General features: G+C 66.0%; 23 protein-coding genes and 3 pseudogenes. 11 read left to right on the top strand and 15 right to left on the bottom strand.

Translation table 11 applies throughout. From position 1 onward, the window contains the following. A partial coding sequence (locus HMPREF2581_RS31450) for a transposase (protein ID WP_139181885.1) occupies window positions 1-124 on the bottom strand: 124 nt, incomplete at its 3' end. Window positions 125-910: 786 nt separating this feature from the next. Here HMPREF2581_RS31450 and HMPREF2581_RS00475 point away from each other — a divergent pair. Both HMPREF2581_RS00475 and HMPREF2581_RS33460 read left to right on the top strand, forming a co-directional pair. Next, window positions 911-1,990, top strand: a complete 1,080-nt coding sequence (locus HMPREF2581_RS00475) for an exodeoxyribonuclease VII large subunit (RefSeq protein WP_016254097.1) — start codon at window positions 911-913, stop codon at window positions 1,988-1,990. A 106-nt stretch (window positions 1,991-2,096) separates the two neighbouring features. Next, window positions 2,097-2,680: pseudogene (locus tag HMPREF2581_RS33460) on the top strand (DDE-type integrase/transposase/recombinase); the annotation flags it as partial. A 268-nt stretch (window positions 2,681-2,948) separates the two neighbouring features. Here the strand turns inward: HMPREF2581_RS33460 and HMPREF2581_RS00465 are convergent. After that, window positions 2,949-3,425, bottom strand: coding sequence for a hypothetical protein (locus HMPREF2581_RS00465; protein ID WP_003141118.1), 477 nt, complete (start codon window positions 3,423-3,425; stop codon window positions 2,949-2,951). Window positions 3,426-3,656: 231 nt separating this feature from the next. After that, window positions 3,657-3,950 (bottom strand): DUF2845 domain-containing protein, encoded by a 294-nt coding sequence (locus HMPREF2581_RS00460; protein WP_003141121.1) that lies wholly within the window; start codon window positions 3,948-3,950, stop codon window positions 3,657-3,659. Window positions 3,951-4,289: 339 nt separating this feature from the next. Between HMPREF2581_RS00460 and HMPREF2581_RS00455 the strand changes: the two are divergent. Both HMPREF2581_RS00455 and HMPREF2581_RS00450 read left to right on the top strand, forming a co-directional pair. Further along, a pseudogene (locus HMPREF2581_RS00455) lies at window positions 4,290-4,544 on the top strand (YjhX family toxin); the annotation flags it as partial. Window positions 4,545-4,606: 62 nt separating this feature from the next. Beyond that, window positions 4,607-5,113 carry a GNAT family N-acetyltransferase gene (locus HMPREF2581_RS00450; RefSeq protein ID WP_003141125.1) on the top strand — a complete coding sequence of 169 codons (507 nt, stop codon included), beginning with the start codon at window positions 4,607-4,609 and terminating at the stop codon, window positions 5,111-5,113. A gap of 43 nt (window positions 5,114-5,156) precedes the next feature. Here the strand turns inward: HMPREF2581_RS00450 and gloA are convergent, their stop codons facing one another. Both gloA and HMPREF2581_RS00440 read right to left on the bottom strand, forming a co-directional pair. Continuing rightward, a complete protein-coding gene (gene gloA / locus HMPREF2581_RS00445) occupies window positions 5,157-5,552 on the bottom strand; it encodes a lactoylglutathione lyase (RefSeq protein ID WP_003098430.1) in 396 nt (131 codons plus the stop codon). A 44-nt stretch (window positions 5,553-5,596) separates the two neighbouring features. Beyond that, window positions 5,597-5,893 (bottom strand): heme-binding protein, encoded by a 297-nt coding sequence (locus HMPREF2581_RS00440; protein WP_003085421.1) that lies wholly within the window; start codon window positions 5,891-5,893, stop codon window positions 5,597-5,599. A 115-nt stretch (window positions 5,894-6,008) separates the two neighbouring features. Between HMPREF2581_RS00440 and HMPREF2581_RS00435 the strand changes: the two genes are divergently transcribed. The 7 genes and pseudogenes from HMPREF2581_RS00435 (at window position 6,009) to HMPREF2581_RS00405 (ending at window position 13,706) form a co-directional block, all read left to right on the top strand. After that, window positions 6,009-6,863 (top strand): LysR family transcriptional regulator, encoded by an 855-nt coding sequence (locus HMPREF2581_RS00435; protein WP_003141128.1) that lies wholly within the window; start codon window positions 6,009-6,011, stop codon window positions 6,861-6,863. A 285-nt stretch (window positions 6,864-7,148) separates the two neighbouring features. Next, window positions 7,149-7,928 (top strand): toxA transcriptional regulator ToxR, encoded by a 780-nt coding sequence (gene toxR / locus HMPREF2581_RS00430; protein ID WP_003141130.1) that lies wholly within the window; start codon window positions 7,149-7,151, stop codon window positions 7,926-7,928. 92 nt (window positions 7,929-8,020) lie between these two features. Next, window positions 8,021-8,659: pseudogene (gene catB / locus HMPREF2581_RS00425) on the top strand (type B chloramphenicol O-acetyltransferase). A gap of 254 nt (window positions 8,660-8,913) precedes the next feature. Further along, on the top strand, window positions 8,914-9,813 hold the full coding sequence (gene migA, locus HMPREF2581_RS00420; RefSeq protein ID WP_003120802.1) for an alpha-1,6-rhamnosyltransferase: 900 nt from the start codon (window positions 8,914-8,916) through the stop codon (window positions 9,811-9,813). Window positions 9,814-9,940: 127 nt separating this feature from the next. Beyond that, entirely contained in the window at window positions 9,941-11,335 is a 1,395-nt protein-coding gene (locus HMPREF2581_RS00415) for an amidase (protein ID WP_003134433.1), read from the top strand. Between the two features lie 70 nt (window positions 11,336-11,405). Continuing rightward, complete coding sequence (locus HMPREF2581_RS00410; protein WP_003141133.1) at window positions 11,406-12,722, top strand: MFS transporter; 1,317 nt, start codon at window positions 11,406-11,408, stop codon at window positions 12,720-12,722. Window positions 12,723-12,800: 78 nt separating this feature from the next. Next, window positions 12,801-13,706: a sterol desaturase family protein gene (locus HMPREF2581_RS00405; RefSeq protein ID WP_003110801.1), complete on the top strand. Its 906-nt coding sequence runs from the start codon at window positions 12,801-12,803 to the stop codon at window positions 13,704-13,706. On the opposite strand, the gene HMPREF2581_RS00400 is transcribed toward HMPREF2581_RS00405, so the two are convergent. The 10 genes from HMPREF2581_RS00400 to HMPREF2581_RS00355 all read right to left on the bottom strand — a co-directional run bounded on the left by HMPREF2581_RS00400 (window position 13,689) and on the right by HMPREF2581_RS00355 (window position 22,807). Continuing rightward, window positions 13,689-14,354, bottom strand: coding sequence for a helix-turn-helix transcriptional regulator (locus tag HMPREF2581_RS00400; RefSeq protein WP_003085387.1), 666 nt, complete (start codon window positions 14,352-14,354; stop codon window positions 13,689-13,691). The two genes, HMPREF2581_RS00405 and HMPREF2581_RS00400, sit on opposite strands and share 18 nt — an antisense overlap. Window positions 14,355-14,425: 71 nt before the next feature. Next, complete coding sequence (locus HMPREF2581_RS00395) at window positions 14,426-15,412, bottom strand: LysR family transcriptional regulator (protein WP_003141134.1); 987 nt, start codon at window positions 15,410-15,412, stop codon at window positions 14,426-14,428. Between the two features lie 9 nt (window positions 15,413-15,421). Beyond that, on the bottom strand, window positions 15,422-15,847 hold the full coding sequence (locus HMPREF2581_RS00390; RefSeq protein ID WP_003124254.1) for a hypothetical protein: 426 nt from the start codon (window positions 15,845-15,847) through the stop codon (window positions 15,422-15,424). Further along, window positions 15,847-16,791 carry a peptidylprolyl isomerase gene (locus HMPREF2581_RS00385; RefSeq protein WP_003116526.1) on the bottom strand — a complete coding sequence of 315 codons (945 nt, stop codon included), beginning with the start codon at window positions 16,789-16,791 and terminating at the stop codon, window positions 15,847-15,849. Before HMPREF2581_RS00385 ends, HMPREF2581_RS00390 begins: the two co-directional genes overlap by 1 nt. 4 nt (window positions 16,792-16,795) lie before the next feature. Further along, complete coding sequence (locus HMPREF2581_RS00380) at window positions 16,796-17,275, bottom strand: YbjN domain-containing protein (protein ID WP_003141135.1); 480 nt, start codon at window positions 17,273-17,275, stop codon at window positions 16,796-16,798. Window positions 17,276-17,303: 28 nt separating this feature from the next. Further along, on the bottom strand, window positions 17,304-17,966 hold the full coding sequence (locus HMPREF2581_RS00375; RefSeq protein ID WP_003098447.1) for a hypothetical protein: 663 nt from the start codon (window positions 17,964-17,966) through the stop codon (window positions 17,304-17,306). Window positions 17,967-18,000: 34 nt separating this feature from the next. After that, the gene (locus HMPREF2581_RS00370; protein ID WP_003085370.1) at window positions 18,001-19,707 is read right to left on the bottom strand and encodes a putative porin; all 1,707 of its coding nucleotides are present in this window, start codon (window positions 19,705-19,707) and stop codon (window positions 18,001-18,003) included. Between the two features lie 67 nt (window positions 19,708-19,774). Further along, the gene (locus tag HMPREF2581_RS00365) at window positions 19,775-20,521 is read right to left on the bottom strand and encodes an energy transducer TonB family protein (RefSeq protein WP_003141136.1); all 747 of its coding nucleotides are present in this window, start codon (window positions 20,519-20,521) and stop codon (window positions 19,775-19,777) included. Window positions 20,522-20,529: 8 nt separating this feature from the next. Beyond that, window positions 20,530-20,949 carry an ExbD/TolR family protein gene (locus tag HMPREF2581_RS00360; RefSeq protein WP_003085366.1) on the bottom strand — a complete coding sequence of 140 codons (420 nt, stop codon included), beginning with the start codon at window positions 20,947-20,949 and terminating at the stop codon, window positions 20,530-20,532. Between the two features lie 10 nt (window positions 20,950-20,959). Then, window positions 20,960-22,807 carry a DUF2341 domain-containing protein gene (locus tag HMPREF2581_RS00355; protein WP_003085365.1) on the bottom strand — a complete coding sequence of 616 codons (1,848 nt, stop codon included), beginning with the start codon at window positions 22,805-22,807 and terminating at the stop codon, window positions 20,960-20,962. Between the last annotated feature and the right edge of the window lie 20 nt (window positions 22,808-22,827).

Here is a 22,827-nt window from a genome sequence, read left to right as displayed (position 1 = left end):
CCCGCCAGGTGTAGAACGAGGCATCACTGAAGCCATGCCGCCGACACAGCTCCTCCATCGGCACACCGGCCTCCGCCTGCTTGAGGAAGTCGAGAGTCTGCTCTTCGGTAAAACGCTTTTTCACTGCCGTCTCCTGCTTGGAAAACAGACTCTACTAAGTTCGGCGTGGTACTGAAGACGGGAAGCAGGTCATCCACGCCCCTGAGCTTGCTGCCGAGCATAGACTCAGAACCCAGCAGAGTTGGCAGGAAGATCTGAATGCCAAAAGAGATTATTCTGACGAACGTCACCCACGATCCAACTCTACAGTCTCCAAGGTAATCTGGAGTACCGTCATTGGCCGTTCCTCCAGGTGATGTACGGTAATTCGGGATTCATCGGGAAAGTCGGGAGGAAGCTATGGAATTCATAAAAAATCTCTTGAGCACGCTGCTACTGCTAGCTGTCCTCGGCTTTCTTCTGCGAAGGGTCTATCTGGTCATCACCGAGGCGAGCCGCGTGGCCAAATCAACGATGACGCTGCCGGAGTACCTCAAGGCCTACCCCCATTGCAAAACAGCCCATGGAATCCGGTGTGCAGCCTGCAACTCAGGCAGCATCAAGAACTGGGGCTTCAACAGTTCCACCGATACACGGCGAGTATTCATATGCAATCAGTGCAACTCCCGACTGTATCGAGCGGGAGACTGGTGAAGCCTGACGAACTGACGGCTTGAGTGCGACTTCGTGCAGTGCTCGCCAAGACAATGCAGGTTCCGCGGGGGACTTCTTATATGTTGGCATCATGGCGAAGGACCTCAACGGCCTGGCGCGGTCGTTTGCCACAAACGTTTGTACGTTCCCTCTCCAATGCTTGAGTCGGCGGCAAGCCAGCGCCAGCCTCAGTTCAATACGATGGGTGGACATTGTGATGAATTCAGCCAATGGAATCGACATACCCGCCTCTCCAGCCGGCGAGCTGGCACTGACCCCCGAGGCGCTCGCCGAGACACTGAGGGTTAATGCGCCCAGTGGTCCTGTCACCGTCAAAGGCATGGCCACCGATGTGAAGTACTGGTCGAGGAATGGGGACGACAAGGTTCTCAAGATATATGGCCGCCTGGTACTGGGGGATGCCAGTATCCGCTTCGAATTGCAGCCCCACGCTGCTGTCCGCAATGATGCTCCCGTCGTTCTCCATGGCTCACTGCGCATCAAGAAGTCGGAGACATTCCGCACGACCCACGAAGTCATCCTGGTGGGTGATGTCGTCGGTAGCTGGGTACCCTATGAGCCGGTCCCCCTTGTGTCACCCGCCCCCCTGGTACGCCAGCAACCGCGGGTGTCCCTGGAGGCGGCACTCGCCAAACACGGACTGGAAGCCATCGCTATACTCGCCACCGGCACGGCCTGGAACGACCTGGCGGCAGCGGCACAATCGCTCCCCGTCTTCTCCCACTGTCGCAGGGTAGAGACGAATTTCATGGAGCCCGAGCAGTTCCTAAGCGACCTGGCCAAGGTATGCCAAGACCCCGCCATTCAAGTGCTGGTGATTGCTAGAGGCGGCGGTGATAGCCTGGAAGTCATCGGAGATTCACGGGAGGTGGCCTGTGCGCTATTGGCCTGCGGGCGCCCGTTCTATACGGCTCTGGGGCACGACGACAATGTGATGTTGCTGGACAAGCATGCGGACCGGTCGTTCTCCACACCGTCCATCCTGGGGCAGGCACTGATGGAGACCGCCCGCGACATCACACAACGGCAGGAGCTGCAGGAGAGCCTGGGCAAATTCGCCCAGGAAAACGCATCGCTGAAAGAACAACTGCTCCAGGCGAACGCCCGCCTGGAGCAGAACCTGGCCAAGGAGCCGTCGGCCATTCATGAGGCGGACAGCCAAAAAGGAATCGTCGCGCAAGTCCCTGTACCAGCGCCCACCCCTGAAATGCGCAGGTACGTCATATGGGCGATTGCGCTTCTGGTGGTCTTTGCCATCGGCCGTTGCTCGACGTGATTCACAACGGTATGGGGCATCAGGAAGCTGAGAAACCCGTAGGTCCAATGTTCGCCAGGAAACATCAGCCAGAACAGTACCCTTGTCGCAAGGGTTCTACCCAGTCAGCCTGAACTGCATTGCTCGCTTGATGTCCGCAAAGAGAATTCAAGGATGGTCACGTCGGAAGAAGCCCGGCTTTGGTAGAGTTTCCTCTGGTCGCCCAACTGGCGTGAAAAATCTACTGGAGCGCGACTTCACCGCCCTGGAGCCGAAGCGCAAGTGGCTCACCGACATCACGGAAGCCGCCACCTTTGAGGGCAGACTATTCCTGCGCGTGGTGCTCGACCTGTACAGCAAGCTGGTGATTGGCTGGTCGATGCATCATCGTCAGGATCGGCAGATGACGACCCGAGCGGTGGGAATGGCAATCTGGCAACGCCAGGGCGATTGGTCAGTAATACTGCCTTCGGATCGTGGCAGCCATCACCAGTGCTGCTGATTACCAACGCTTTCTGACTCGCAACACGCTGGTTCGCAGCATGAGTGCCGGCGGACATTGGCGATAACGCTGCTTGTGAAGGCTTCTTCGGTCTGCTCAACCGGGAGCGCGTTGCCATTAATCGAACTCGCGATGAGACTCGGGCAGACCTATTTGAGGATATCGAGCGGTTTCACAACCCACGAATGTGTCATAGAGTTGCCCGGTAATATCTGAAGTTTTCAGCCCTTTCAAAGCGTCCGTGGAAATGGGGGTAGAACTCATTCTATTTTTTACATCGTCAAAGAATAGATATTAATCAACTAGTTGAGAACTTGGTGCTGTTCCCTTCGCCCGCTCCAAATCACCCTGCCAAGCCCCTGAAATGCCTAGTGTTTCGGGGGCTTTCTGTTTTCAGGCTTTACCGCGTAAAGCCCGGGAAAGATCGGAAGCGCCCCATGGATTTCGGTGGAGGCGCAGCCGGAAGGTTCCTCTTCCTTACATCATCAGCGAGTAGGCCCGCTCCAACTGGTCCAGATCGATATCCAGAGGCAGCGGCAGGGGCGCTTCGCCGATGTGCTGCTCGCTGGCGAACTTCCCCTCGGCCAACACACGTGCCGGGTCGTTGAGGGCGAGGAAGTCACCCTCGTCGTATTCCCAGAAGTTCAGCGGGGAGCGGCCGGAATAGGTTTCGTTCCAGCAGGCAACGTACGAACGTTCGCCCAGGACTTTCGGACGGCAGGAAACGTAGGGTTCCAGATAGACCTCATGGGTGAGGTACAGGAAGGTGAGGTCATCCACGCGATAGGCCGGCGCTTCGCTGACCTCCTGAGGCTCCCCGTCCAGTTGCGCTTCGGGGTTCGCTCCCGGATCGACCGCTGCGACAGCGGAAAACCCATCCGCCCCCCCAGGCTCTCCCATGGCCATGCCTCCGCCAATGAACAGGAAAGCAACCACGACCAATAACTTCAACACGACGCGTCCTCGCCTGAAAATCGCGGAGATTACGCCGCCAACTTTTCAGGTATGCGATCAGGGTGGCCCGCAACCTTCCCCCCCGCCGCCCGATATCGGGCAATTCCTACACGACGGAAGACGCATCCACCTGGGCCCGCACCCGGCTCGTCTTCTCTCTCAGCGCTCTTTCACGGTGTTCCGCAGCAAATTAGTAATTATCTGTAGGAATAACTCCTCAACAGCTTCGTATCACTTCCGCTCGAGCCGAATCTCGACCAGCTTGCCATCGATGAAGCGCAAGTGTCGGTAGACGCCTCCACTGGGGCCATACACCCAGAATTCGGTGCGTGCAGCATTCAACTTGGGCACGCCGTTGTTGCGCAGGGCAGGCTCGTTGACGATCCTGCTCAGCGGTTGCCCGCACCTTTCCAGGACTTGCTCGACGCTGTCGCCCTCGTCCACCAGATGCGTGCCGCATCTCATCGAGGCGACGGCAGGAATTGCCAACGAAGACATGAACAGCGTCAGCGCCGTGCGAAACATGGATACCTCCCGCTTCCCCCGATAATGAAAGCGCGGACCGCCGCGGGGCGAGGCGAACTCCCTCACAAAGGCGCAAGCGTCGCACGGCGGCATAGCGACGCAGGCAGTTTCTTGCCGTCGCTTCGCCAGCTTCGTTAGACTGCCGCATCGCAGCACGCTTTCGTGGCTGCGCCCTCCCCGATCCGAGGCTTGTATGTTGGAGATAGTAATCATCCGATAACCGCCACTTCGTCATCCCGCACGAGGTGTCGCCGGTTATCTGCCTTCGCCATGGCTCGCACACGCCTTTTCGCGCAGTGCTGCCGCGTTGTCACACCGATGATTACAGGTTCTACCGACATGAACGTTTCCAAGCCGGAACAACGGACGCTTCACGCCTTGGCCCAGGGCGGCCATATCGCCTTCCTTCGCGACGCTTCGGGCAAGATCACCCGCGTCGAGTGCTACAACCGCGACGGCCACCTGCTACTCGACTGCACCCTGGCGGTGTTCTCCAGGCTGAAGAACAAGGGCCTGGTCCACTCCCGCCAGGGCAGGCCCTACCGGATATCCATGGCCGGGCTGAAAGCCGTGCGCCCGCAGGCGGACAATCGCTGCCCCCCTTCCTTTTCCATTGCCCCCGCCGGGACAAGGCGAGGGTTCCGAGGAGTGCTTGCATGAATATTTCCATCCGTGCGGAAACGCCCGGCGACATCGACGCCATCGCTCGCCTGACCGAAGCCGCGCTCCGCAACGAAACGCATAGCAGCCATACCGAGCAGTACATCGTCGATGCCCTCCGCCGTGCTGGCGCGCTGACGCTTTCGCTGGTGGCCGAAGCGAATGGCCAGGTGATCGGCCATATCGCAGCCTCACCAGTGACCATCGATGGCGAAGCGGGCGGCTGGTACGGCCTCGCGCCGCTATCGGTGGCGCCCGGGCGACAGCGCCAGGGTCTCGGTTCGCAGTTGGTCCGGCGCCTGCTCACCGAGTTGCGACTGCTGCCCGCGGGTGGCTGCGTGGTACTGGGCGAACCGACCTACTACTCGCGCTTCGGCTTTCGGGTGGAAAGCGGCCTGGCGTTGCCCGGCGTTCCCGCCGAATACTTCCAGGCACAGTCCTTCAGCGGGCGCATGGCGCGAGGAATAGTGGCCTTCCACGCCGCATTCGACGCCAGCGACTGAGCCGGAACGACAGCAGCCGCTATGTCGCCCCCTGGTCGCGGGCTCAATCGAACTGGGTACCCTTCTGGATCAGTTCCACCTTGTAGCCGTCCGGGTCTTCGAGGAAGGCGATCACGCTGCGTCCGTGCTGCATCGGCCCGGCCTCGCGGGTGACCCGATAGCCCAGCGCCCTGGCCCGGGCGCAGGTGACGGCGGCATCCTCGACCTCGATGGCCAGGTGGCCGTAGCCGTCGCCCTGGGTGTAGCCGTCCCGGTCCCAGTTGTGGGTCAACTCCAGGGCAGCGGCCGCGCGCTCGTCCTGGTAGCCGACGAAGGCCAGGGTGAAGCGGCCTTCGGGATAGTCCCGGCGCCGTAGCAGACGCATGTCCAGGGCGCGGGTGTAGAACTCCAGCGCGGCCTCGAGATCGGCCACGCGGAGCATGCTGTGCAGGATTCGCATAGAAATTCTCCGTGGAGTCCGGCGGCGAGCCGCCGGAGCGGGAATCAACCCTCGACGCGGTAGCCCTTGAACAGGAAAAGCGGACCGAAGGCATAGCTGTCGATCAGTTCATAGAAGCGCGCGATGGTTTCGTTGCGGCAATGCTGGAGGAACGCCGCCTCGTCTTCGTACACCTCGTCGAGGTAGAAGCGGTTGCGGTTGTTCTCGTCGCGGATCACCTCGAAGCGCAGGGTGCCCGGTTCGTTCTGCAACGAGCCATTGGCATCGAACAGGCCTGCCGCGGCGAACGCTTCGCGCTTGTCGGAGGGAACGTCGAACTGAACCAGTACGTGGTAGGTCATGGAATCTTTCCTCGTGAAATGGGGTTGGAAGCGATCGCGAGGTCCATGCTAGGGTGGCCTTTCACTCATTAAAAGTAATCAATAATCAGCAAATCGCTCACTTAAAGAGAATGATGTGAAACTCTCTCAACTCGGATTCTTCTGCGCGGTGGTCGAACGCGGCACCATCGCAGCCGCGGCCGAACAGTTGCATTGCGTGCCGTCGAACATCACTACCCGCTTGCGCGAACTCGAAGGACAACTCGGTGTAGCCCTGTTCAATCGCGAAAGGAACCGCCTGCTGGTCACCCCCGAGGGCCGCCTGTTGTACCGCCATGCCCGGCGCCTGCTGGCGCTGGCCGACGAGACCGCCGCGCTGTTCGCCGGCGACCAGGCGCACGGCGCGCTACGGGTCGGCGCACTGGACGTGGCCCTGGCCAATCACCTGCCCCACCGCCTGGCCCGCTACCGCCGTGAGTCGCCGGGCGTTGAACTGCACATCCGCCCGGAGCATTCGCTGCTGCTCGAGCGCCTGCTGATGGAGGGAGAGCTGGACCTGATCGTCACCGACGGCCCCATCGAACACCCGTTGCTGGCCAGCCGCCTGGCCTTCCGCGAGCGCCTGTTGCGGGTCACTCCCGCCGACCTGCCGGCGCCCACTCCCGAGGACCTCGCCAGCCTCGAACTCTATGTGTTCGGCCACACTTGCCACTACCGCCGCCAGGTCGACCGCTGGCTGGCGGAGAGCGGTATCCAGCCGCGGGCAACCCTGGAAATCGAGTCCTACCCGAGCCTCTTCGCCTGCATCGAGGCCGGTCTCGGCTTCGCCTGCGTGCCGGAGAGCTTCGTTGCACGCAGGCCCTCCACGCGACGGGGTTTCCATGCCGAACCGGTAGCCGGCCTGGACTCCAGCGATATCCATTTCGTCTGGCGCAAACAGCAAGCCTCACCGCTGATCCAGGGCTTCATCGACAGCATCGGCGCCGACTGACGCCAACGAACGATGCCGCAACACAAACGCACTCGGAAAAATCGGTAACAGCGGAACCACTGCACAGACCAGAGAAAAAGCCGCCACCAACCAGGCCTGGCGGCGACACCGGAAGTACCCTCGGCGGCCGATTGCCGAGCCGATCCCCTACCTGCCCCCTGGGTTTTCCGACGAAAGACCTTGATTCGTGGGAGGTAGGGTCGTCTCCGCTAGATACCCCTCAACCCTGCGTGCGGGCTCCATGCCCGGGCGCCTTGGCGAGATTTGCCCATAGAGCCATCACTTATGACTGCGACAGACAGAACGCCCCCGCCATTGAAATGGCTCTGCCTCGGCAACCGTGATGCGAACGACGGATTCGAGCTCTTCGCCCATGGCATCTATGCGAGGAACGGCGCGTTGGTCGGCAGCAAGCTCTCCCTGCGCGAACGGCGCCAGCGCGTCGACCTGTCGGCCTTCCTTTCCGGCGCACCGCCGCTGCTTGCCGAGGCGGCGGTCAAGCACCTGCTGGCGCGCCTCCTGTGCGTGCACCGGCACAACACCGACCTCGAACTGCTCGGCAAGAACTTCATTCCCCTGCATGCCAGCAGCCTGGGCAACGCCGGGGTCTGCGAGCGGATCCTGGCCTCGGCCAGGCAATTGCAGCAGCACCAGGTCGAACTCTGCCTGCTGCTGGCCATCGACGAGCAGGAACCCGCCTCGGCGGAGTACCTGGCGTCCCTCGCCCGGCTACGCGACAGCGGCGTGCGCATCGCGCTGCACCCGCAACGCATCGATACCGACGCTCGCCAGTGCTTCGCCGAGGTCGACGCCGGCCTCTGCGATTACCTGGGCCTGGACGCGCGCCTGCTTGCCCCCGGCCCGCTGACGCGTAACCTGCGCCAGCGCAAGAGCATCGAGTACCTGAACCGGCTGCTGGTAGCACAGGACATCCAGATGCTTTGCCTCAACGTCGACAATGAGGAACTGCACCAACAAGCCAACGCACTCCCCTTCGCCTTACGTCATGGCAGGCACTATTCGGAGCCTTTCCAGGCCTGGCCGTTCAGCAGTCCGGCCTGCTGAACGCCGATGCGGCTGCCAGCCGTCACGCCAGGCTGGCCCGCTATCCCGCCAGGCGCTACCCTTGGCGGTTTCGACGGACAGGGACGACGGTCATGGGCAACTATTTCGAGAGCCCCTTCAGGGGCAAGCTGCTCTCGGAACAGGTCAGCAACCCGAACATTCGGGTGGGGCGCTACAGCTACTACTCCGGCTACTATCACGGGCATTCCTTCGACGACTGCGCCCGCTACCTGATGCCGGACCGCGACGACGTGGACAAGCTGGTCATCGGCAGTTTCTGCTCGGTCGGCAGTGGCGCCGCCTTCATCATGGCCGGCAACCAGGGACACCGCGCCGAGTGGGCATCGACCTTCCCCTTCCACTTCATGCACGAAGAGCCGGCCTTCGCCGGCGCCGTGAACGGCTACCAGCCAGCGGGCGACACGCTGATCGGCCATGACGTCTGGATCGGTACCGAGGCGATGTTCATGCCCGGCGTACGGGTCGGCCACGGAGCCATCATCGGCAGCCGCGCGCTGGTGACCGGCGATGTCGAGCCCTATGCCATCGTCGGCGGTAACCCGGCCCGGACCATTCGTAAGCGCTTTTCCGATGGCGATATCCAGAACCTGCTGGAAATGGCCTAGTGGGACTGGCCACTGGCCGATATCGAGGCAGCCATGCCACTGCTGTGTGCCGGGGATATCCCCGCCTTGTACCGGCACTGGAAACAGCGCCAGGCCACGGCCTGACGGTTGGACGAAGGAGGTCGAGGATTTTTCTCGGGCCCGATGGCCTACCCTCTATGCTTCCGACGGTATACTGTCGCGATGCCTGGCCATCCAGGCATGCGTGCCAGAGCCACTCCAGCGACCGTACCGGCGGAGCGAAACGCTGTGTTTCCGACAGCCCGTGCCGAGCACCGATCGCCGGAACGATCGCAGGACTTCATGACCGACGGCCCCCTGGAGCGGCTACCAGGCAAGACGAGTGACAAGAACGACACATGATTGAAGAAGCCACTTCCAGCAAGCACTCAGGCACGACGGACGCCCCGCTGGTATCCGTCGTAGCGCCCTGCTTCAACGCGGAAAAGTACCTGGAAGAAGCCCTGCGCAGCATCTACGAGCAGGACTACCCGAATTTCGAAGTGATCATCGTCGACGACGGTTCCACCGACAACAGCTACGCCATGCTGGAGCAGTTGCAGAAAGTCCACGGTTTCCAGCTCTACCGCCAGCAGAACCAGGGCGTCAGCGCAGCGCTGAACTTCGGTCTGCAACACGCCCGCGGCGACTACGTAGCCACGCCGGACCTGGACGACATCATGCTGCCGCACTCGTTGAGCGTGCGCGCCGCGTACCTCGACCAGCACCCGGAGGTCGGCTGCGTCGGCGCCCTGGTGATCTACATCGACAGCGAAGGCCAGGAAACCAAGCGGCAGAACGGCAATCGCATCCGCCAGCTGGACTTCGACTACTTGCTCGGCAACGCCTACGTCTGCGGCGCCCCGGTGTCCCTGTACCGCATGGAGGCCCTGCGCGCAGCCGGCTTCTACGATCCCGAGATCAAGGTGCAGGACTTCCAGATGACCCTGCGCATCGCCAGCCAGGGCTACCAGATCCACAAGCTGCCGGTGCTGGTCACCCGCTACCGGCGCCACCCCGACAACCTGTCGCGGCGCTACAAGGTGCTGCTCGATGCCGACCTGCGCACCATCGCGCCCTACCAGTCGCATCCCGCCTACGAGCGCGGCCGCACGGAGTTGGTCAACAAGGCCCTGAAATACGCCGTGGTCGCGGACAAGCGGCATGCCTGGCAACTGCTCCGCTCGCTGCCGCTGCGGCAGTGGAACCGTACCACCTTCCGCCGGTTGAAGCGCTTCCTTCTCCATCACGAGAGCTGAGTCCGTCACCGCGAAGATTCGTCGTGCATGGGCTATACCTCCCCGATACACCTTGGTTTCGAATTGCCGCCCGACAACGGGTAGGCCGGCCGCTTGACGCCCGCGGCCGTTCTTCGAGGGAGCTTGAATGACCGCGCTGCACGACCTTCCGGGAACCCGCCTGCTGGCACTGTTCGCCCGCCGGGAACTCTCGCCCAGCGAGTACTACGAGCATCTGCTGGCCCACATCCAGCGCTGGGAACCGCATCTCAACGCGCTGTATCGCTTCGACCCGCAACGGATTCGCGAACAGGCCGCGGCGGCCACCGAGCGTTGGCGCAAGGGACAGCCCAAAGGCCCGCTGGACGGGCTGCCGGTAACCATCAAGGAGCTGATCGCCACCGCTGGCGAACCTATCCCATTGGGCAGCGCCGCCACCGCCCTGCAACCCGCGCCCTGCGACGCGCCGCCGGCCGCTCGGCTGCGCGAAGCCGGCGCGATCGTCCTGGCCAAGACTACGGTTCCAGACTTCGGCATGCTTTCATCCGGCCTCTCCAGCTTCCACGGAGTCACCCGCAATCCCTGGAACCTGGCCAACAATACCGGCGGCTCCAGTTCGGGCGCGGCAGCGGCGGCCGCCGCCGGCTACGGACCGCTGCACCTGGGCACCGACATCGGCGGCTCGGTGCGACTGCCGGCGGGCTGGTGCGGCCTGGTGGGCTTCAAGCCAAGCCTCGGGCGGATCCCCATCGACCCTTACTACACCGGTCGCTGCGCCGGTCCGATGACCCGCTGCATGGACGACTGCCTGCTGCTGATGCGCTACCTCGCGCAGCCCGACGCCCGCGACGCCACCAGCCTGCCGCCGGAAGTGCTGGACTGGAGCGCCGAGCCGCTGTCGGTGCGCGGCCTGAGGGTCGGCCTGCAACTCGACCCCGGCTGCGGCCTGCAGCCCGACGCGGAAATCCGCGCCGCGATCGAGGCCGCGGCGCGGCTGTTCGAGGAGCACGGCGCCCAGCTCAGGATCGTCGAACCGCTGATGGACCGGAGCCTGCTCGACGGCCTGAACGACTTCTGGCGCGCCCGCCTGTGGAGCGAACTGCTGCTCCTCGACGAGACGCGGCGGGCCAGGGTGCTGCCCTATGTCCACGCCTGGGCCGAGGGCGGCGCACGGGTCAGCGGGGTCGATGCGGTGCGCGGTTTCAACCAGACCTTCGAGATGCGCCGGCGCGCCGCCCGGCTGTTCGGCGAGATCGACCTGCTGCTGACGCCGACCAACCAGGTCGAGGCCTTCCCCGCCGACTGGGCCTCGCCGCTGAACGATCCGCAGCGGCCGTTCGAGCACATCGTCTTCACCGTGCCGTGGAATATGGGCGAACAGCCCGCGCTCTCGATAAACTGCGGCTTCACGGCCGCCGGCATGCCGATCGGCCTGCAACTGGTCGCGCCGCGCTTCGCCGATACCTGGCTGTTGCGCATCGGCAAGACCTACGAAGGCTGGCGCGGTCCGATCCACGGCTGGCCACGGCCGCCGGCTGACTGAAGCCGGCAGCCGCTCGTCGCTCGGCTCCAGGCCTGAGTGTTTCAGTCGTCACTCCGAGAGGGCCTTCGCCATGCGCTCCCCCACCCGTCCCCCGGCGGCCGCCGATCCGGCCAGCCGCCGCAGCGTCTTTGCCGTGGTCCTCGGCAACGCCGTGGAATTCTTCGACTTCGGGGTCTATGCCACCTTCGCGGTGATGATCGGACGGACTTTCTTCCCCTCCGACAGCGCCTTCGTCAGCCTGCTCCTGTCGGTCACCGCGTTCGGCGTCGGCTTCGTCATCCGCCCCCTCGGCGCGATCCTTATCGGCGCCTACGCCGACCGCGCCGGGCGCAAGCCGGCGATGCTCCTTACCCTGTTCCTGATGGCGCTGGGCACCGGCGGCATCGCGGTGCTCCCCGGCTACGACAGCATCGGCCCGGCCGCGCCGCTGCTGCTGGTGTTGACCCGCCTGCTGCAAGGCCTGGCCTGGGGCGGCGAGGCCGGGCCGGCGACCACCTACATCCTCGAGGCGGCACCGCCGCACAAGCGCGGCACCTACGCCTGCTGGCAGGTCGTGGCGCAAGGCATCGCGGCGGTCGCCGCCGGGCTGATGGGCTACCTGCTCACCCTCTGGCTCGACGAGCGCCAACTGCAGGAATGGGGCTGGCGGATTCCCTTCGCGGCCGGCCTGCTGGTCCTGCCGATCGGCCTGTACATCCGCCTCAACCTGGCCGAGACCTTTTCCGGACGCGGCCGCCAGGCCAGCACCCGGAACCTGCTCGGCGAGTTGTTCGGCAATCATCGGCGGGCCCTGCTGCTCGGCCTGCTGATCCTCTCCGGAAGCACCATCACCCAGTACTTCCTCAACTACATGACCACCTTCGCCCTTACCGAGCTACACCTGCCGGCGGGCATCGCGATGCTCTCGACGCTGGTCGCCGGCGCCGCACTGGCGCTCTCGGCGTTGCTCGGCGGCGTGCTCTGCGACCGCTACGGGCGCCGCGCCGTGCTGATCCTGCCGCGCCTGGCGCTGCTCGCGGTGCTGTTCCCGGCACTGCAGGCAATGACCCGTCACCCCGAGCCGGCAGTCTTCCTCGCCGTCCTCGCCCTGCTCTCGGCCCTGCATGGCATGAGCGGCGCGGCGCTGATCGTGCTACTGGTAGAAAGCTTCCCGCGGGCGCTGCGCTCCACCGGTTTTTCCCTGGTCTATGCGACCGGCGTCGCCGCGTTCGGCGGCACCGCGCAGATCGTGGTGACCTGGCTGATCGGCGTCACCGGCAATCCGCTGTCGCCGCTGGGCTACCTGCTGCTGGCCAACCTGGTCTGCCTGGTTGGGGCCTGGCTGGCCCGCGAGACCTGGCCGGGTCGCGGGGACATGGGAGGCGCGCCGCTGGTGCTGCGCGACTGAGAACTTGCGCGGTTCGTTCAAGCGCCGCCGGCCTGTCGCGAGCGACGCTGGGGACCTCATTCATCCGGAGGTCCCACCATGCAGTTCTTCCTGCGCTACGCCTACGCGCCCCTCTTCTGGTCCGGCTTCATCGGCCTGGCGACCTGGCAGGTCGGCTATCGCCAGGCTTCCCACGCCTGGCTGGTCGCCCTGTTCCTCGGGGCGCTCGGCCTGTCCTTTCTCGCCGAACGACGACTGCCCTACCAGCCACGCTGGAACCGGCCGCACGCCGACCGCCTGCGCGATGTCCTGCACGCGTCGGTCAACGAAAGCCTGAACGCACTTGGCATCCTCGCCCTGCCACTGCTGGCCGGAGTCCTGAGCTTCTGGCCGGTGTGGCCGCAGGCCTGGCCGCTGTGGCTGCAACTGCTGCTGGCGATCGTCCTGGCCGATCTCGGCATCACCCTGGTGCACTACGCCAGCCACCGTTCGGCGCTGCTTTGGCGGCTGCACGCGGTGCACCATAGCGTGCAGCGCCTGTACGGTTTCAACGGTCTGATGAAACATCCCCTGCACCTGGGCCTGGAAGCGCTCGGCGGCACCCTGCCGCTGTTGCTGCTCGGCGTGCCGCAGACGGTCGCCGCGCTGCTCGCCTTCGCCATCGGCATCCAGTTGCTGCTGCAACACAGCAACGTCGACATGCGCATCGGCGGGTTACGCCATGTGTTCGCCTGGGCACCGCTGCATCGCCTACACCACATCCGCTACGGGCGCGCCGGCGACGTCAACTTCGCGCTGTTCTTCAGCGTCTGGGACCGCCTGCTCGGCACCGCCCTCCATCGTCCCGACTACCGCCTGGACAGCACCGACATGGGCATCGGCGACCAGCCTGACTATCCCCGCGACTATGCCGGCCAGTTGCTCGCGCCATTCCGCGACCTGCCACGCAGCAGGCACGTCCCACAGCCGCCGGAAGGATTGGGGCGTTCAGCCGGCCAGGCGTAGGTGCGGCAGCGACAGGCCGGCGCGGATACCGAGCAGGCTGCGTACGCTGCGCGACAGGTGCGCGGCGTCGGCGAAGCCGGCGTGATGGGCCGCCTCGGTCAGGCTGCGCCCCTGCAAGGCCAGGGCGAAGGCCAGGTACAGGCGGCGCCAGAGCACCAGGCGGCGTACCGACAGGCCGACCTGGACGGCGAACAGCCGCTCCAGTTGGCTCAGCGAAAGACTGGCGCTGCGCGCCAGTCTTTCCGCCTCGACCCGCGCCGCGAGTTGCTCGTCGAGCGCCGCCAGGGCCTTTTCGACGCGGCGGTCGAGCCGTCGACGAGGCAGCCGCGCAAGCCGCCCCAGCAACGCCTCGGGCTCGCCGGGAGCGTCCTCGAGAAGCTGACGCAGGTCGTCGCTGTCGAACGCCAGCGGCTCGGCGTACAGCGCCAGCAACGGCTGCGACGCGTCGACGCGATGGGCTTGCAGCGAGGGCACCAGCAAGCGCCGGGCCTCCAGTACCTGGCCAGCGACGCGCACCCGCAGCGGCGTCTCCGCCAGCAGCAACTGGTGGGCATAGTGCGCGTGCTCGCGGGTATCGCCGTTGACCCCGGCGAACAGCGCGTGGTCCCGCGCCAGCCAGACCTCGCCCTGCCAATGCCGCTCCGTCATCGCGTACCTTCCGTCAACCGTTCCGTGGCGAAACGGTGTCGGCTATGGCGACCGCCGTCAAGCCCGCAAGGTCAGCGTCCGAACCAGTCGCGCCGATCGTCGAAGGCGTGCTCGATCAGATCGAGCAAGGCACGCACCTCCACGCGGTTCTCCGCTTCCGGCTGCACGCTCATCCAGACTTCCCGCCGCATCGGCTCGTCGAAGACCTGCGGCAACGCCGCCAGGTTGCGCTCCAGGCGTCCGGCGTAATGCGGCAGCAGGCCGATGCAGGCGCCCCAGAGGATCGCCTGTAGCAGCAGGTCGTGGCTCTGTACCTCGATCACTCCCGACTGGCGAGCCGCCACCCGCCGGTTCCAGGGCGCCAGGGCGGCGCTGGCGGCCTGGCCGTGGAGCTGCGCCAGCAGGTAGTCGTCCAGCTCGTCCTCGCTGGCCGGCCGCGTGCGCTCGCGCGAATAGCGCTTGCCGATGTGCGGCTGGTACTCCAGCTCGGCGATGCGCGCCGGTGCGGCGAAGTGGCCTTCCATCGGCGGATGCGGCTGCCCCGGATCGGCGATCCAGATGGCGATCTCCGCCGGCCCTGCGCTTTCCGGCCAGCCCTCGCGCAACTCGGCGAGGGCTACGCGCAGGTTGGCGTTCTTGCGCAGGTAGCCCCACAGCTCGCGACTGAGCACATCGTGCAGGACGCTTTCGGCCACCGCCAGGCGCACCAGCGGCTGTTGCCGGTGAAGATCGGCGTGGCTCTGGCTGTCCTCGACCAGGCGCTGCCCGGCGGCCTGGACGATGCGGCCCTCGCGGGTCAGCGAGAGGGCGTTGCCCTCATGCACGAACAGATGCAGGCCGAGGCGCTCCTCGAGCCGGGCCAGGGTCTTGCGCAGCAGTGTCGGCTTGACGTCCAGGCTGCGCGCAGCCTGCATGAAACAGCCGCAACGGGCGGTGACCAGGAAGAAATGCACCACCTCCAGAGAACCGAACAGCTCGTGCCAATAGGCACGGTCGTCGCGTCCCTGCGCGGGCCTGAGCAGTGCCGGGCGCTGCCCGGCGGACTCCGATAGGGCCATGCTTCCTCGCTAGCGTCCAGGCATGAGGCGAATCCGCAGTTCGATCGGCTGCGGCATGTGTTCCGGCGGCGGCAGGCGCAACGAACGGTCCATCAGTGCGCGCCGCAGTTCATTCTCGATCGGCTCGGCGTCGCTGCGCAGGCAGGCGAGACGGACGATCCAGCCGCGTTCGTCGAGCCAGACCCGCAGGTCGATGTCGGTATTCGGCAACTGCCCCGCCGCGCGCCGCGACTCCAGGAAGGCCAGCAGCCGCGGCGCGGTTTCGGCATCTTCGCCCAGGCGCTGCTGGACCTGTTCGCCGAGCCATGCGGCGTAGGCGACCCAGAGCCGCTGACGTTCGTCGCGGAACCGTTCGGGCTCGCCGAACAGCCAACTGCGCAGGTGCCGCCAGCGGCTCGCGCGCGGCCCACGCCTGGCCTCCGGGATGCCGTCCATCAGTGCAGTTCCGCCAGGGTCTTGCCGAGCAACGCGCCGTCGATGCTCAGGGTAGCGTTGTTCACCAGGCCATCCAGGTAGGCCTTGGCGATCTGCTCCTGGCGTTGCGCGCGCAGGCTTTCGCGCAGGCGACCACGGACCTCGTCGAGGGTGGCGAGGCGGGCGTCGCGACGCTCGGTCAGCTTGACCAGGTGGAAGCCGTTGGCGCCCTGGATCGGCTCGGACACCGCGCCGACCTTCAGCCGTTCCAGCGCCGGACGGATCGCCGGCAGCAGTTGCGCCTGCGCCAGCAACCCACCGATGTCGCCGCCGTTGCGGGCGGTCTGCGGGTCGTCGGAATGCTTGCGCGCCAGTTCGGCGAAGTCGCCGTCCGCGGCCTGCCGGTAGAGTTCCTGGGCGCGCTTGCGCGCTTCGGCAAGCCCGCCGGCCGCAGAGGCGGCGATGAAGATCTGGCTGACCCGGTACAGCGCCGGTACAGCCAGTTGCGCCTTGTTCGCCTGGTAGGCGGCCTGCAGTTCGGCATCGCTGGGGTAGTCCTCGGGCACCGTGCTCACCGACTCCAGGTAGGTACGCAGGACGATCTGCCGCGCCGCCGCATCGATCAGCGTCTTGACCTGCGGACGCTGTTGCCAGTCCTGGGCGCTGGCCTGTTCGTAGAGCGCCTTCTCGGCCAGTCGCGCACGCATCCAGCGTTCCAGCGCGTCGCGGTTCTCGCTCAACTGCGCGCGGGTTTCCGCCGGCACCTCGGCCAGCAGCGCCTTCAGTTCGTCCGGCGCCACCTGCAAGGCACCGAGGCGGGCCACCGCGGGTTCCGCGGCGGCGCTGGCAGATGGCTTGGCAAGCGCGGCCTGAGCCTGGCCCGCGCCGCCGTCCTCGCGCTGGCCACAGCCGGCGAGAACGGCAAGCGCGAACGCCAGGATGCCGCAACGAAATGCCGGCCGCATCGGCTCAGGCCTCGCCATCGACGGGTTGACCGGCATCCTGCGCCATGCCCTGCTGCTCCGCGGCCAGGCGGCTGTAGTCGCGCAGATAGGCGATGAACTCCTGCAGCAGGCGATCCCACAGTTCGATATGGCTACGCAGGTTGGCCAGGCTGACGCCGCCGGCGACGATCACGTCCATTTCCATCACCAGGAACTCGCCCTGCTGCGACAGGCGGCCGAAGCGCCGGCTGAGATTCCAGCGCTCGGTCAGCCCGGCGGGCAACTCGCCCTGCACGCGCAGGGCGCAGCTGAAGGTGAAGTCGAGGTAGCTCGCCGGCGTCGCCGCCGGATTGCCGAAGCGCACCGCGTAGCCGATTCCCTGGCTGGCGCTGAGCAGTTGCACGACGCCGTTCTGCTCGCTGCGGTTGACCCGATAGCCGGCCTCCTGCAAGGCCTCGGTCAGGCTGTCGACGGAAAGGTGTTCGATCAGGGTGATGTCGTTCATGTCCGGGTTCCTGGTTTGCTATCGGATTTCACTGGGCGAGCGCCGCCTGGCGGTTCTCGACCTGAGTCTTGTAGAGATCGTCGCCGAGCTTCTGCGCCATCTCTTCGAATTTCACCCGCGCACCGCTGGCGAACGGTTGGCGGATCTTCATCACCTCGGCGACGCTGACGTTCTCGTAGGCGCCGAGGATCTCCTTGGCCACGCCATACATTTCCCGGTTCTTCGCGGTGCACTGCTGCAACTGCTGGTCGTGCTCGCGGAACGCCAGGTCGAGCTTCTGCCGCTCGGCCTCCTTGGCTCGCGCCATGACCAGCAACTCGTCGTAGGCCTGCTTGTACTTGCCCAGTTGCTCGTTGCTCGCCTCGACCATCTGCCGCGCCCGGTCGTGCAAGCCCTGTTGCTGGGCCGAGAGCTGCTCGGCCTGGCCCTTGGCCCGGGCCAGCTCGGCGGTCAGTTGCTTGACCTGGGCCAGCGCCGCATCGCGCTGGCTTTCCAGCGCGGCTTTCGCCGCGGTGGCCTGGGCCTGTTCGGTCTGCAGCGCCTGGAGTTGCTGGGTGGTGCTGCGCAACTGGGCGCGCAGGCGTTCCTCCAGGCTGTCGGCGTAGGCCGCCTGGCTGGCGTAGGCGGCGAAGGCGGCCCCGGCAAGCAGCGCCTGGGCCCAGATCGGTAATGAGAAAGGTCGCGTGTTCATGGTCTGCCTCTTCATGGTCTGCCTCGAGGAGCGCTCAGAAGCGCGTGTTGACCTCGAGTTGCAGGACGTCGATGGAGAACGGTGCGCCGTAGACCTCGTCGGAGCTGAGCCAGCGCGCGGTACCGTAGACGCGCTTGTCGAAGCCATAGCTGGCGCCGAGGATGTAGCCCTTGGCGTTGGTCCCGCCAAGGTGGAAGGTGGAATCGTTGAAACCGTCCGGCAGGGCATCCGGCTGGATGTACTTGTAGGCGGCGAAGACCTGCCAGTCGCCGGCGTCGCGCATGTCCAGGGCGTTGCCCAGGGTGAACTGGAGCATCCAGGCGTTCGCCCCGCTCTTGATGTCGCCATCGGAGCCGAGGTTGTTGGCGATCTGCGCCACACCGCCGGCGCGCTTGCGCATGTCGCCCTCGTCGTAGCCCAGGTTGTGCACGTAGTTGCCGGCCACCCGCAGCTTGAAGTCGTTGGGCAGCTCGGCATCCCAGCCGAGGTTCAGGTCGAGCAGGTTGAACTCCGAGGCCAGGCCGACGTACTGCGGGTTCGGCGTGTTCGCCGGGTCGGCCGGGTTGGGCACGATGTCGCGCAGGAGGAACACCGTGTTGCCCTTCTGCATGAAGGTCGGTCGGCTGCCGTCGGTGTCGCACTCCGGATCTCCGGCCCAGGGCCGGCAGGGGCTGGAACGCCGCCCTTCGATATCGTCGAAGCGGTAGTAGGCCAGCGCGCCGGTAAGGCTGTGCTGCGGGTTGATCTTCCAGGTGGCGCCCAATTGCGCGCCGTACATCCACTTGTTGTCGCTGTCTTCCTTGTCGAAACCGTTCGACGAGGCGGTGTCCGAGCTGTACTCCACGGGGAACGCGCCGACCGTGCCGAACAGCGAGACATCGCGGCTCAGCGGCTGGTTGAAGATCGCCGCCACGCCGTCGAAGTTGAGGTCGTTGGAATACAACAGGTCGGTGGACAGGAACGGATTGGCGATCCGCCCGCCGGTCAGGCTCAGGCGCTCGCTGGGCTTCCAGGTCAGGTAGCCCTGGTCGAGCCAGAGGTCCTTCTTGCCGAAGCCGCCGCCGAGGGTCTGGGTGGTCGACACCGGGTTGTTGTCCGAACCGGTGCCGATGCGGATGCCGGCGCTCCAGCTTTCCGACAGCGTCGCCTTGAGGCCGAAGCGCGCGCGCAGGCGCAGCAGGCTGTCGCGGTCCTCGCGGGTGTTGAGCAGCGGCGGCAGGCCCGAGCTGGTATTCGGGTTGACGTCATAGGGACCGTCGTCGTTGAGTTCGGCGAAGTCGGTGATCTGGTTGCTGTTGCCGTTGCCGAAGGAGCGCGACTCGTAGCGCAGGCGCACGTCGCCGTCGAAGCTGATGCGCGAGGCCCAGTCCGGGAAGGCGTTGGGCTGCGCCCAGTTCTCCGCCTTGGCCTGGGTCATTACCTCGGCCTTCACTTCGTCGCGGATCTGGTCGCGCACCACCTGCGGGATATAGGGTACGCGGACCTCCCCGGGGACCGCGGCGACAGCCGCCGCGGGCGCCACGGCTTGGCGCGCCTGCTGGGCCTGCAGCGCCTCGGCCTCGGCCTGCCTGACCAGCGCATCGGCCTGTTCCTTCTTCAACACGCCCTGCTGTACCAGCAGGCGGATCAGGTTGATCGTGGCGTTCTCCGAGGGCGCCGGCGGCTGGGCCTGCGCCTGGCCGGCCAGCGCGGCGAGCATGACGCCCATCCCCAGCGCCAGTCGGTTCACTTTCGCGTTCATCTGTGTACGGCTCCTAAGGTCCTTCAAGGCAGTCGCCTGCCGGAAATCGTTCTGGGTTGGCGTCTTCTCATCCCGGCCGCTTGCCCTGCAGGGCGATGCGCACCGGCAGGGTCAGCGAAGCCGGCGGGCGTTCTTCCAGGCGGCCGGCGGCGCGCAGCGCGGCCAGCACCTTCTGGTCGGTCTCGGGGTCGCCGCTGGAGCGGGTCAGTTCGGCCCGGGTGATATCCCCCGAGGAACTCAGCCAGATCTCCGCCTGCAGGCGGAACGCCAGGTTGCGCAGCTCCGGGTTGTCCCGCAGCAGGCGCTGGAAGGCGTAGGCCAGGTACTGGCTATAGCTGGCGTTGCCGGCGCGACCGCCGCCGGAACCGGCCATCCCGCCGCCCTTGCCGGCGCCGATGTTGAAAGCGTCGGAGCCGGACTGGGCGTCGCCATCCATCTGCATCGGGTCGGCCAGGTCGTCGACCGGCGACGGCGGCGCTTCCTCCTGCGGCTTGACCTCCTCCAGTTCGGGTTGCGGTTCCGGCTCGACGATCTTTTCCTCTTCCACCGGCTGCTCCGGTTCCGGCGGTTTTTCCGGCGGCGGCGGAGGCGGCGGCGGCAGCGGGATGATCGCCGGCACCTTGGGCGCCTCGCGGCGCACGCCGCTCATGTCGTTGGCCCACTCCCAGACCAGCCAGGCGAGGCCGGCGAGCAGCAGCGCGCCGAGGCCCCACTTGAGGTAGCGCAGGGTCGGGTTCGCCGGGTGGCCGTCGATGGACAGCGGCGCGGCATTTTTCGGCTCGGGGGTGTGCTTGGGATCGGCGGACATGTTCATCCCGGGCCTCAGGTCGGTTTGCCGGTGACCAGGCCGACCTGGGACAGCTCCAGGCGGCGCAGCAGGTCGAGGACCTCGATGACCTTCTGGTACTGCACCGTGGCGTCGCCGCGGACCACTACCGGGAAGTCGGGGTTGAGGGCCTTCTCCGTACGCAGGCGGTCCTCCAGCTCGGGCAGGGTCACCGGGTAGGCGTCGAGGAACACCTGGCCGGCGTCGTTCACCGAGATCGCCTTGGTCTTGGGCTGCGACAGCGCCACGGTGGCACTGGCCTTCGGCAGGTTGATCTGGATCCCGGCGACCTGGGCGGTGGCGGTGAGGATGAACATCACCAGCACCACCATCAGCACGTCCACCAGCGGGGTGATGTTGATGCTGTCGACGGCGCCGTCGTCGTCATCGTCGTGGCTGCTGTTCACGGAAGCCATGGCGTTCTCCTCAGGCCGGCAACGGCTGGCCGTTGCGACGATGGGCCACTTCGCTGAGCTGGCTTTCGCCATGCACCTCGGCGAGGCGGGTGACGAACTCGTCGACGAACACCCGCATGTCCGCGCTGACTTCCTTGTTCCGCGTGACCAGGCGGTTGTAGCCGAACAACGCGGGGATCGCGACGAACAGGCCCATGGCCGTGGCCAGCAGGGCGGCGGCCATGCCCGGGGCGATGGCATTGATGTTGACGTCGCCGGCCATGGCGGTGCCGAGGAACACCACCATGATCCCCAGCACGGTGCCGAGCAGGCCGATGTAGGGGCCGCCGGCGATGGCGTTGGACAGGCTCGACAAGCGCGAGCCGAGCTGCTGGTTCTCCTTGGTGCGCACGCCGTCCATGGAGGCGCGGATCGCCTCGATGGTGGCCGCGGAGACGGAAGAGGTGTCGGCGCCCTGCTCGCGGCGGGTGCGGATCTCCTTCACCGCCACCTGGTACAGGCGCCACAGCGAGGAGTGTTGCAGGCGGGCGGCCAGCTCGCGGTCGTCGGCGAGCAGTTCCAGGCGCGTGCCGACCTCGGCGAAGCGCTCGCGGAACAGCCCGTTGGCGCGACTGACACGGCCGACGTTCTGGTTCTTGCGGTACATGATGACCCACGACTGGACCATCATCAGCGCCAGGATCGCGATGATCACCCAGGCATCCAGCGGCACTGCGTTGAGCAGGAAGCCGAGCTTGCCGAAGCCGAAGCCGGACTGCTTCTCGTCGACCCCGTAGGCCACCAGGCGCGACTCGGCGCCCTGGGCGGTGGCATCGGCGAGGAGCAGCGCCGCCGGGCGGGCGATCTTCGACAGGCGCAACTCGTCGATGGCGCCCTGGAAGGGTTGCAGGGTCGGCGCCGCGGCGCTCGCCTCACCTTCCCCGCTTGCCGCTTCGGTGGCGACCGCAGGCGCGGCCTGGCCTTCCGCGCCGATGGCGATCGCGCCGCTGAACGCCGGCAGCGCCGCCGCCAGGCTGGCGACTTCGCGACCGCCGAGATACAGCGCCAGCCGGGTACCGTCGGCGACCAGCGCCAGATGCTGCCATTGCCCCTGCGCCAGGGCCTGGCTGGCGGCAGCGCGCTGACCGTTCAGCTCGACGAAGGGCGCGCCCTGGGCCAGGCCGACCAACAGGGCGTTGCCGCCTTCGCGGCGCGACAGCAGGACCTGTTCGCCGGCCAGTTGGTCGGGACGCACCCAGCCGCTGAAGCTGAAGGTGCCACCGGCGCTCACCGCCAGCGATGGGCTGGCCGGCAGCAGCAGCGGCTGGCCCAGCAGTTGCGCGGAGCGACCGATGACGCCCTCCACCGGACTGCCGGCGGCGGTCTGCGCATTGTTGGCGTAGGCGGTGGAGTCCCGCGGCGGAGTGCCCGGCGCACCGTCGAAGTGATAGACCAGGGTGTAGTCCGGGTCGAACACCGACTGGCCGTTGCCGCTCTCCGGCGCCTTGGCGTTGCCGTAGTACATCCAGATGTCCTGGCGCTGGCCACCCTCCACCCGCGGCACGTCGACCCAGATCAGGGCCATGCCCATCAGCGGGTCGAAGCTCTCGACCTGGTGGCGCAACACGGTCTTGTCGTCGGCGGCGACGAAGCGGATGTCCGAGCCGTTCTCGTTGACCCCGTCGAAGGTGAAGTTGCCGGTATGCAGGCGCACCAGCAACGGCAGGCGACCGAGACTCTCGTTGATCGCCGCGCCTTGCGGGGTGGTATCGACCGAGACCTGCTTGCGGTACTGCCAGTCGTCCTGCCACCAGGCACTGGCGCTGGCCGGGGCCAGCAGGCCCAGGCAGATCAGCGATGTCAGCAATAAGCGATACATGTGGGGTTACTCCGGGGTCA

This window comes from Pseudomonas sp. HMSC057H01 (assembly GCF_001836405.1).
Classification (GTDB): Bacteria; Pseudomonadota; Gammaproteobacteria; order Pseudomonadales; family Pseudomonadaceae; genus Pseudomonas; species Pseudomonas aeruginosa.
Note: the sequence above shows the minus strand (reverse complement) of the source record. Positions and strands in the feature narration are given on the sequence as shown.

Coding starts and splice junctions, on each gene's coding strand:
- HMPREF2581_RS00355 (WP_003085365.1), bottom strand. CDS start 22,807: ATGTATCGCTTATTGCTGACATCGCTGATCTGCCTGGGCCTGCTGGCC.
- HMPREF2581_RS00410 (WP_003141133.1), top strand. CDS start 11,406: ATGCGCTCCCCCACCCGTCCCCCGGCGGCCGCCGATCCGGCCAGCCGC.
- HMPREF2581_RS00405 (WP_003110801.1), top strand. CDS start 12,801: ATGCAGTTCTTCCTGCGCTACGCCTACGCGCCCCTCTTCTGGTCCGGC.
- migA (WP_003120802.1), top strand. CDS start 8,914: ATGATTGAAGAAGCCACTTCCAGCAAGCACTCAGGCACGACGGACGCC.
- HMPREF2581_RS00390 (WP_003124254.1), bottom strand. CDS start 15,847: ATGGACGGCATCCCGGAGGCCAGGCGTGGGCCGCGCGCGAGCCGCTGG.
- gloA (WP_003098430.1), bottom strand. CDS start 5,552: ATGCGAATCCTGCACAGCATGCTCCGCGTGGCCGATCTCGAGGCCGCG.
- HMPREF2581_RS00450 (WP_003141125.1), top strand. CDS start 4,607: ATGAATATTTCCATCCGTGCGGAAACGCCCGGCGACATCGACGCCATC.
- HMPREF2581_RS00460 (WP_003141121.1), bottom strand. CDS start 3,950: ATGTTTCGCACGGCGCTGACGCTGTTCATGTCTTCGTTGGCAATTCCT.
- HMPREF2581_RS00375 (WP_003098447.1), bottom strand. CDS start 17,966: ATGAACACGCGACCTTTCTCATTACCGATCTGGGCCCAGGCGCTGCTT.
- HMPREF2581_RS00395 (WP_003141134.1), bottom strand. CDS start 15,412: ATGGCCCTATCGGAGTCCGCCGGGCAGCGCCCGGCACTGCTCAGGCCC.
- HMPREF2581_RS00415 (WP_003134433.1), top strand. CDS start 9,941: ATGACCGCGCTGCACGACCTTCCGGGAACCCGCCTGCTGGCACTGTTC.
- HMPREF2581_RS00385 (WP_003116526.1), bottom strand. CDS start 16,791: ATGCGGCCGGCATTTCGTTGCGGCATCCTGGCGTTCGCGCTTGCCGTT.
- HMPREF2581_RS00380 (WP_003141135.1), bottom strand. CDS start 17,275: ATGAACGACATCACCCTGATCGAACACCTTTCCGTCGACAGCCTGACC.
- HMPREF2581_RS00400 (WP_003085387.1), bottom strand. CDS start 14,354: ATGACGGAGCGGCATTGGCAGGGCGAGGTCTGGCTGGCGCGGGACCAC.
- HMPREF2581_RS00370 (WP_003085370.1), bottom strand. CDS start 19,707: ATGAACGCGAAAGTGAACCGACTGGCGCTGGGGATGGGCGTCATGCTC.
- HMPREF2581_RS00440 (WP_003085421.1), bottom strand. CDS start 5,893: ATGACCTACCACGTACTGGTTCAGTTCGACGTTCCCTCCGACAAGCGC.
- HMPREF2581_RS00365 (WP_003141136.1), bottom strand. CDS start 20,521: ATGAACATGTCCGCCGATCCCAAGCACACCCCCGAGCCGAAAAATGCC.
- HMPREF2581_RS00475 (WP_016254097.1), top strand. CDS start 911: ATGAATTCAGCCAATGGAATCGACATACCCGCCTCTCCAGCCGGCGAG.
- HMPREF2581_RS00360 (WP_003085366.1), bottom strand. CDS start 20,949: ATGGCTTCCGTGAACAGCAGCCACGACGATGACGACGACGGCGCCGTC.
- toxR (WP_003141130.1), top strand. CDS start 7,149: ATGACTGCGACAGACAGAACGCCCCCGCCATTGAAATGGCTCTGCCTC.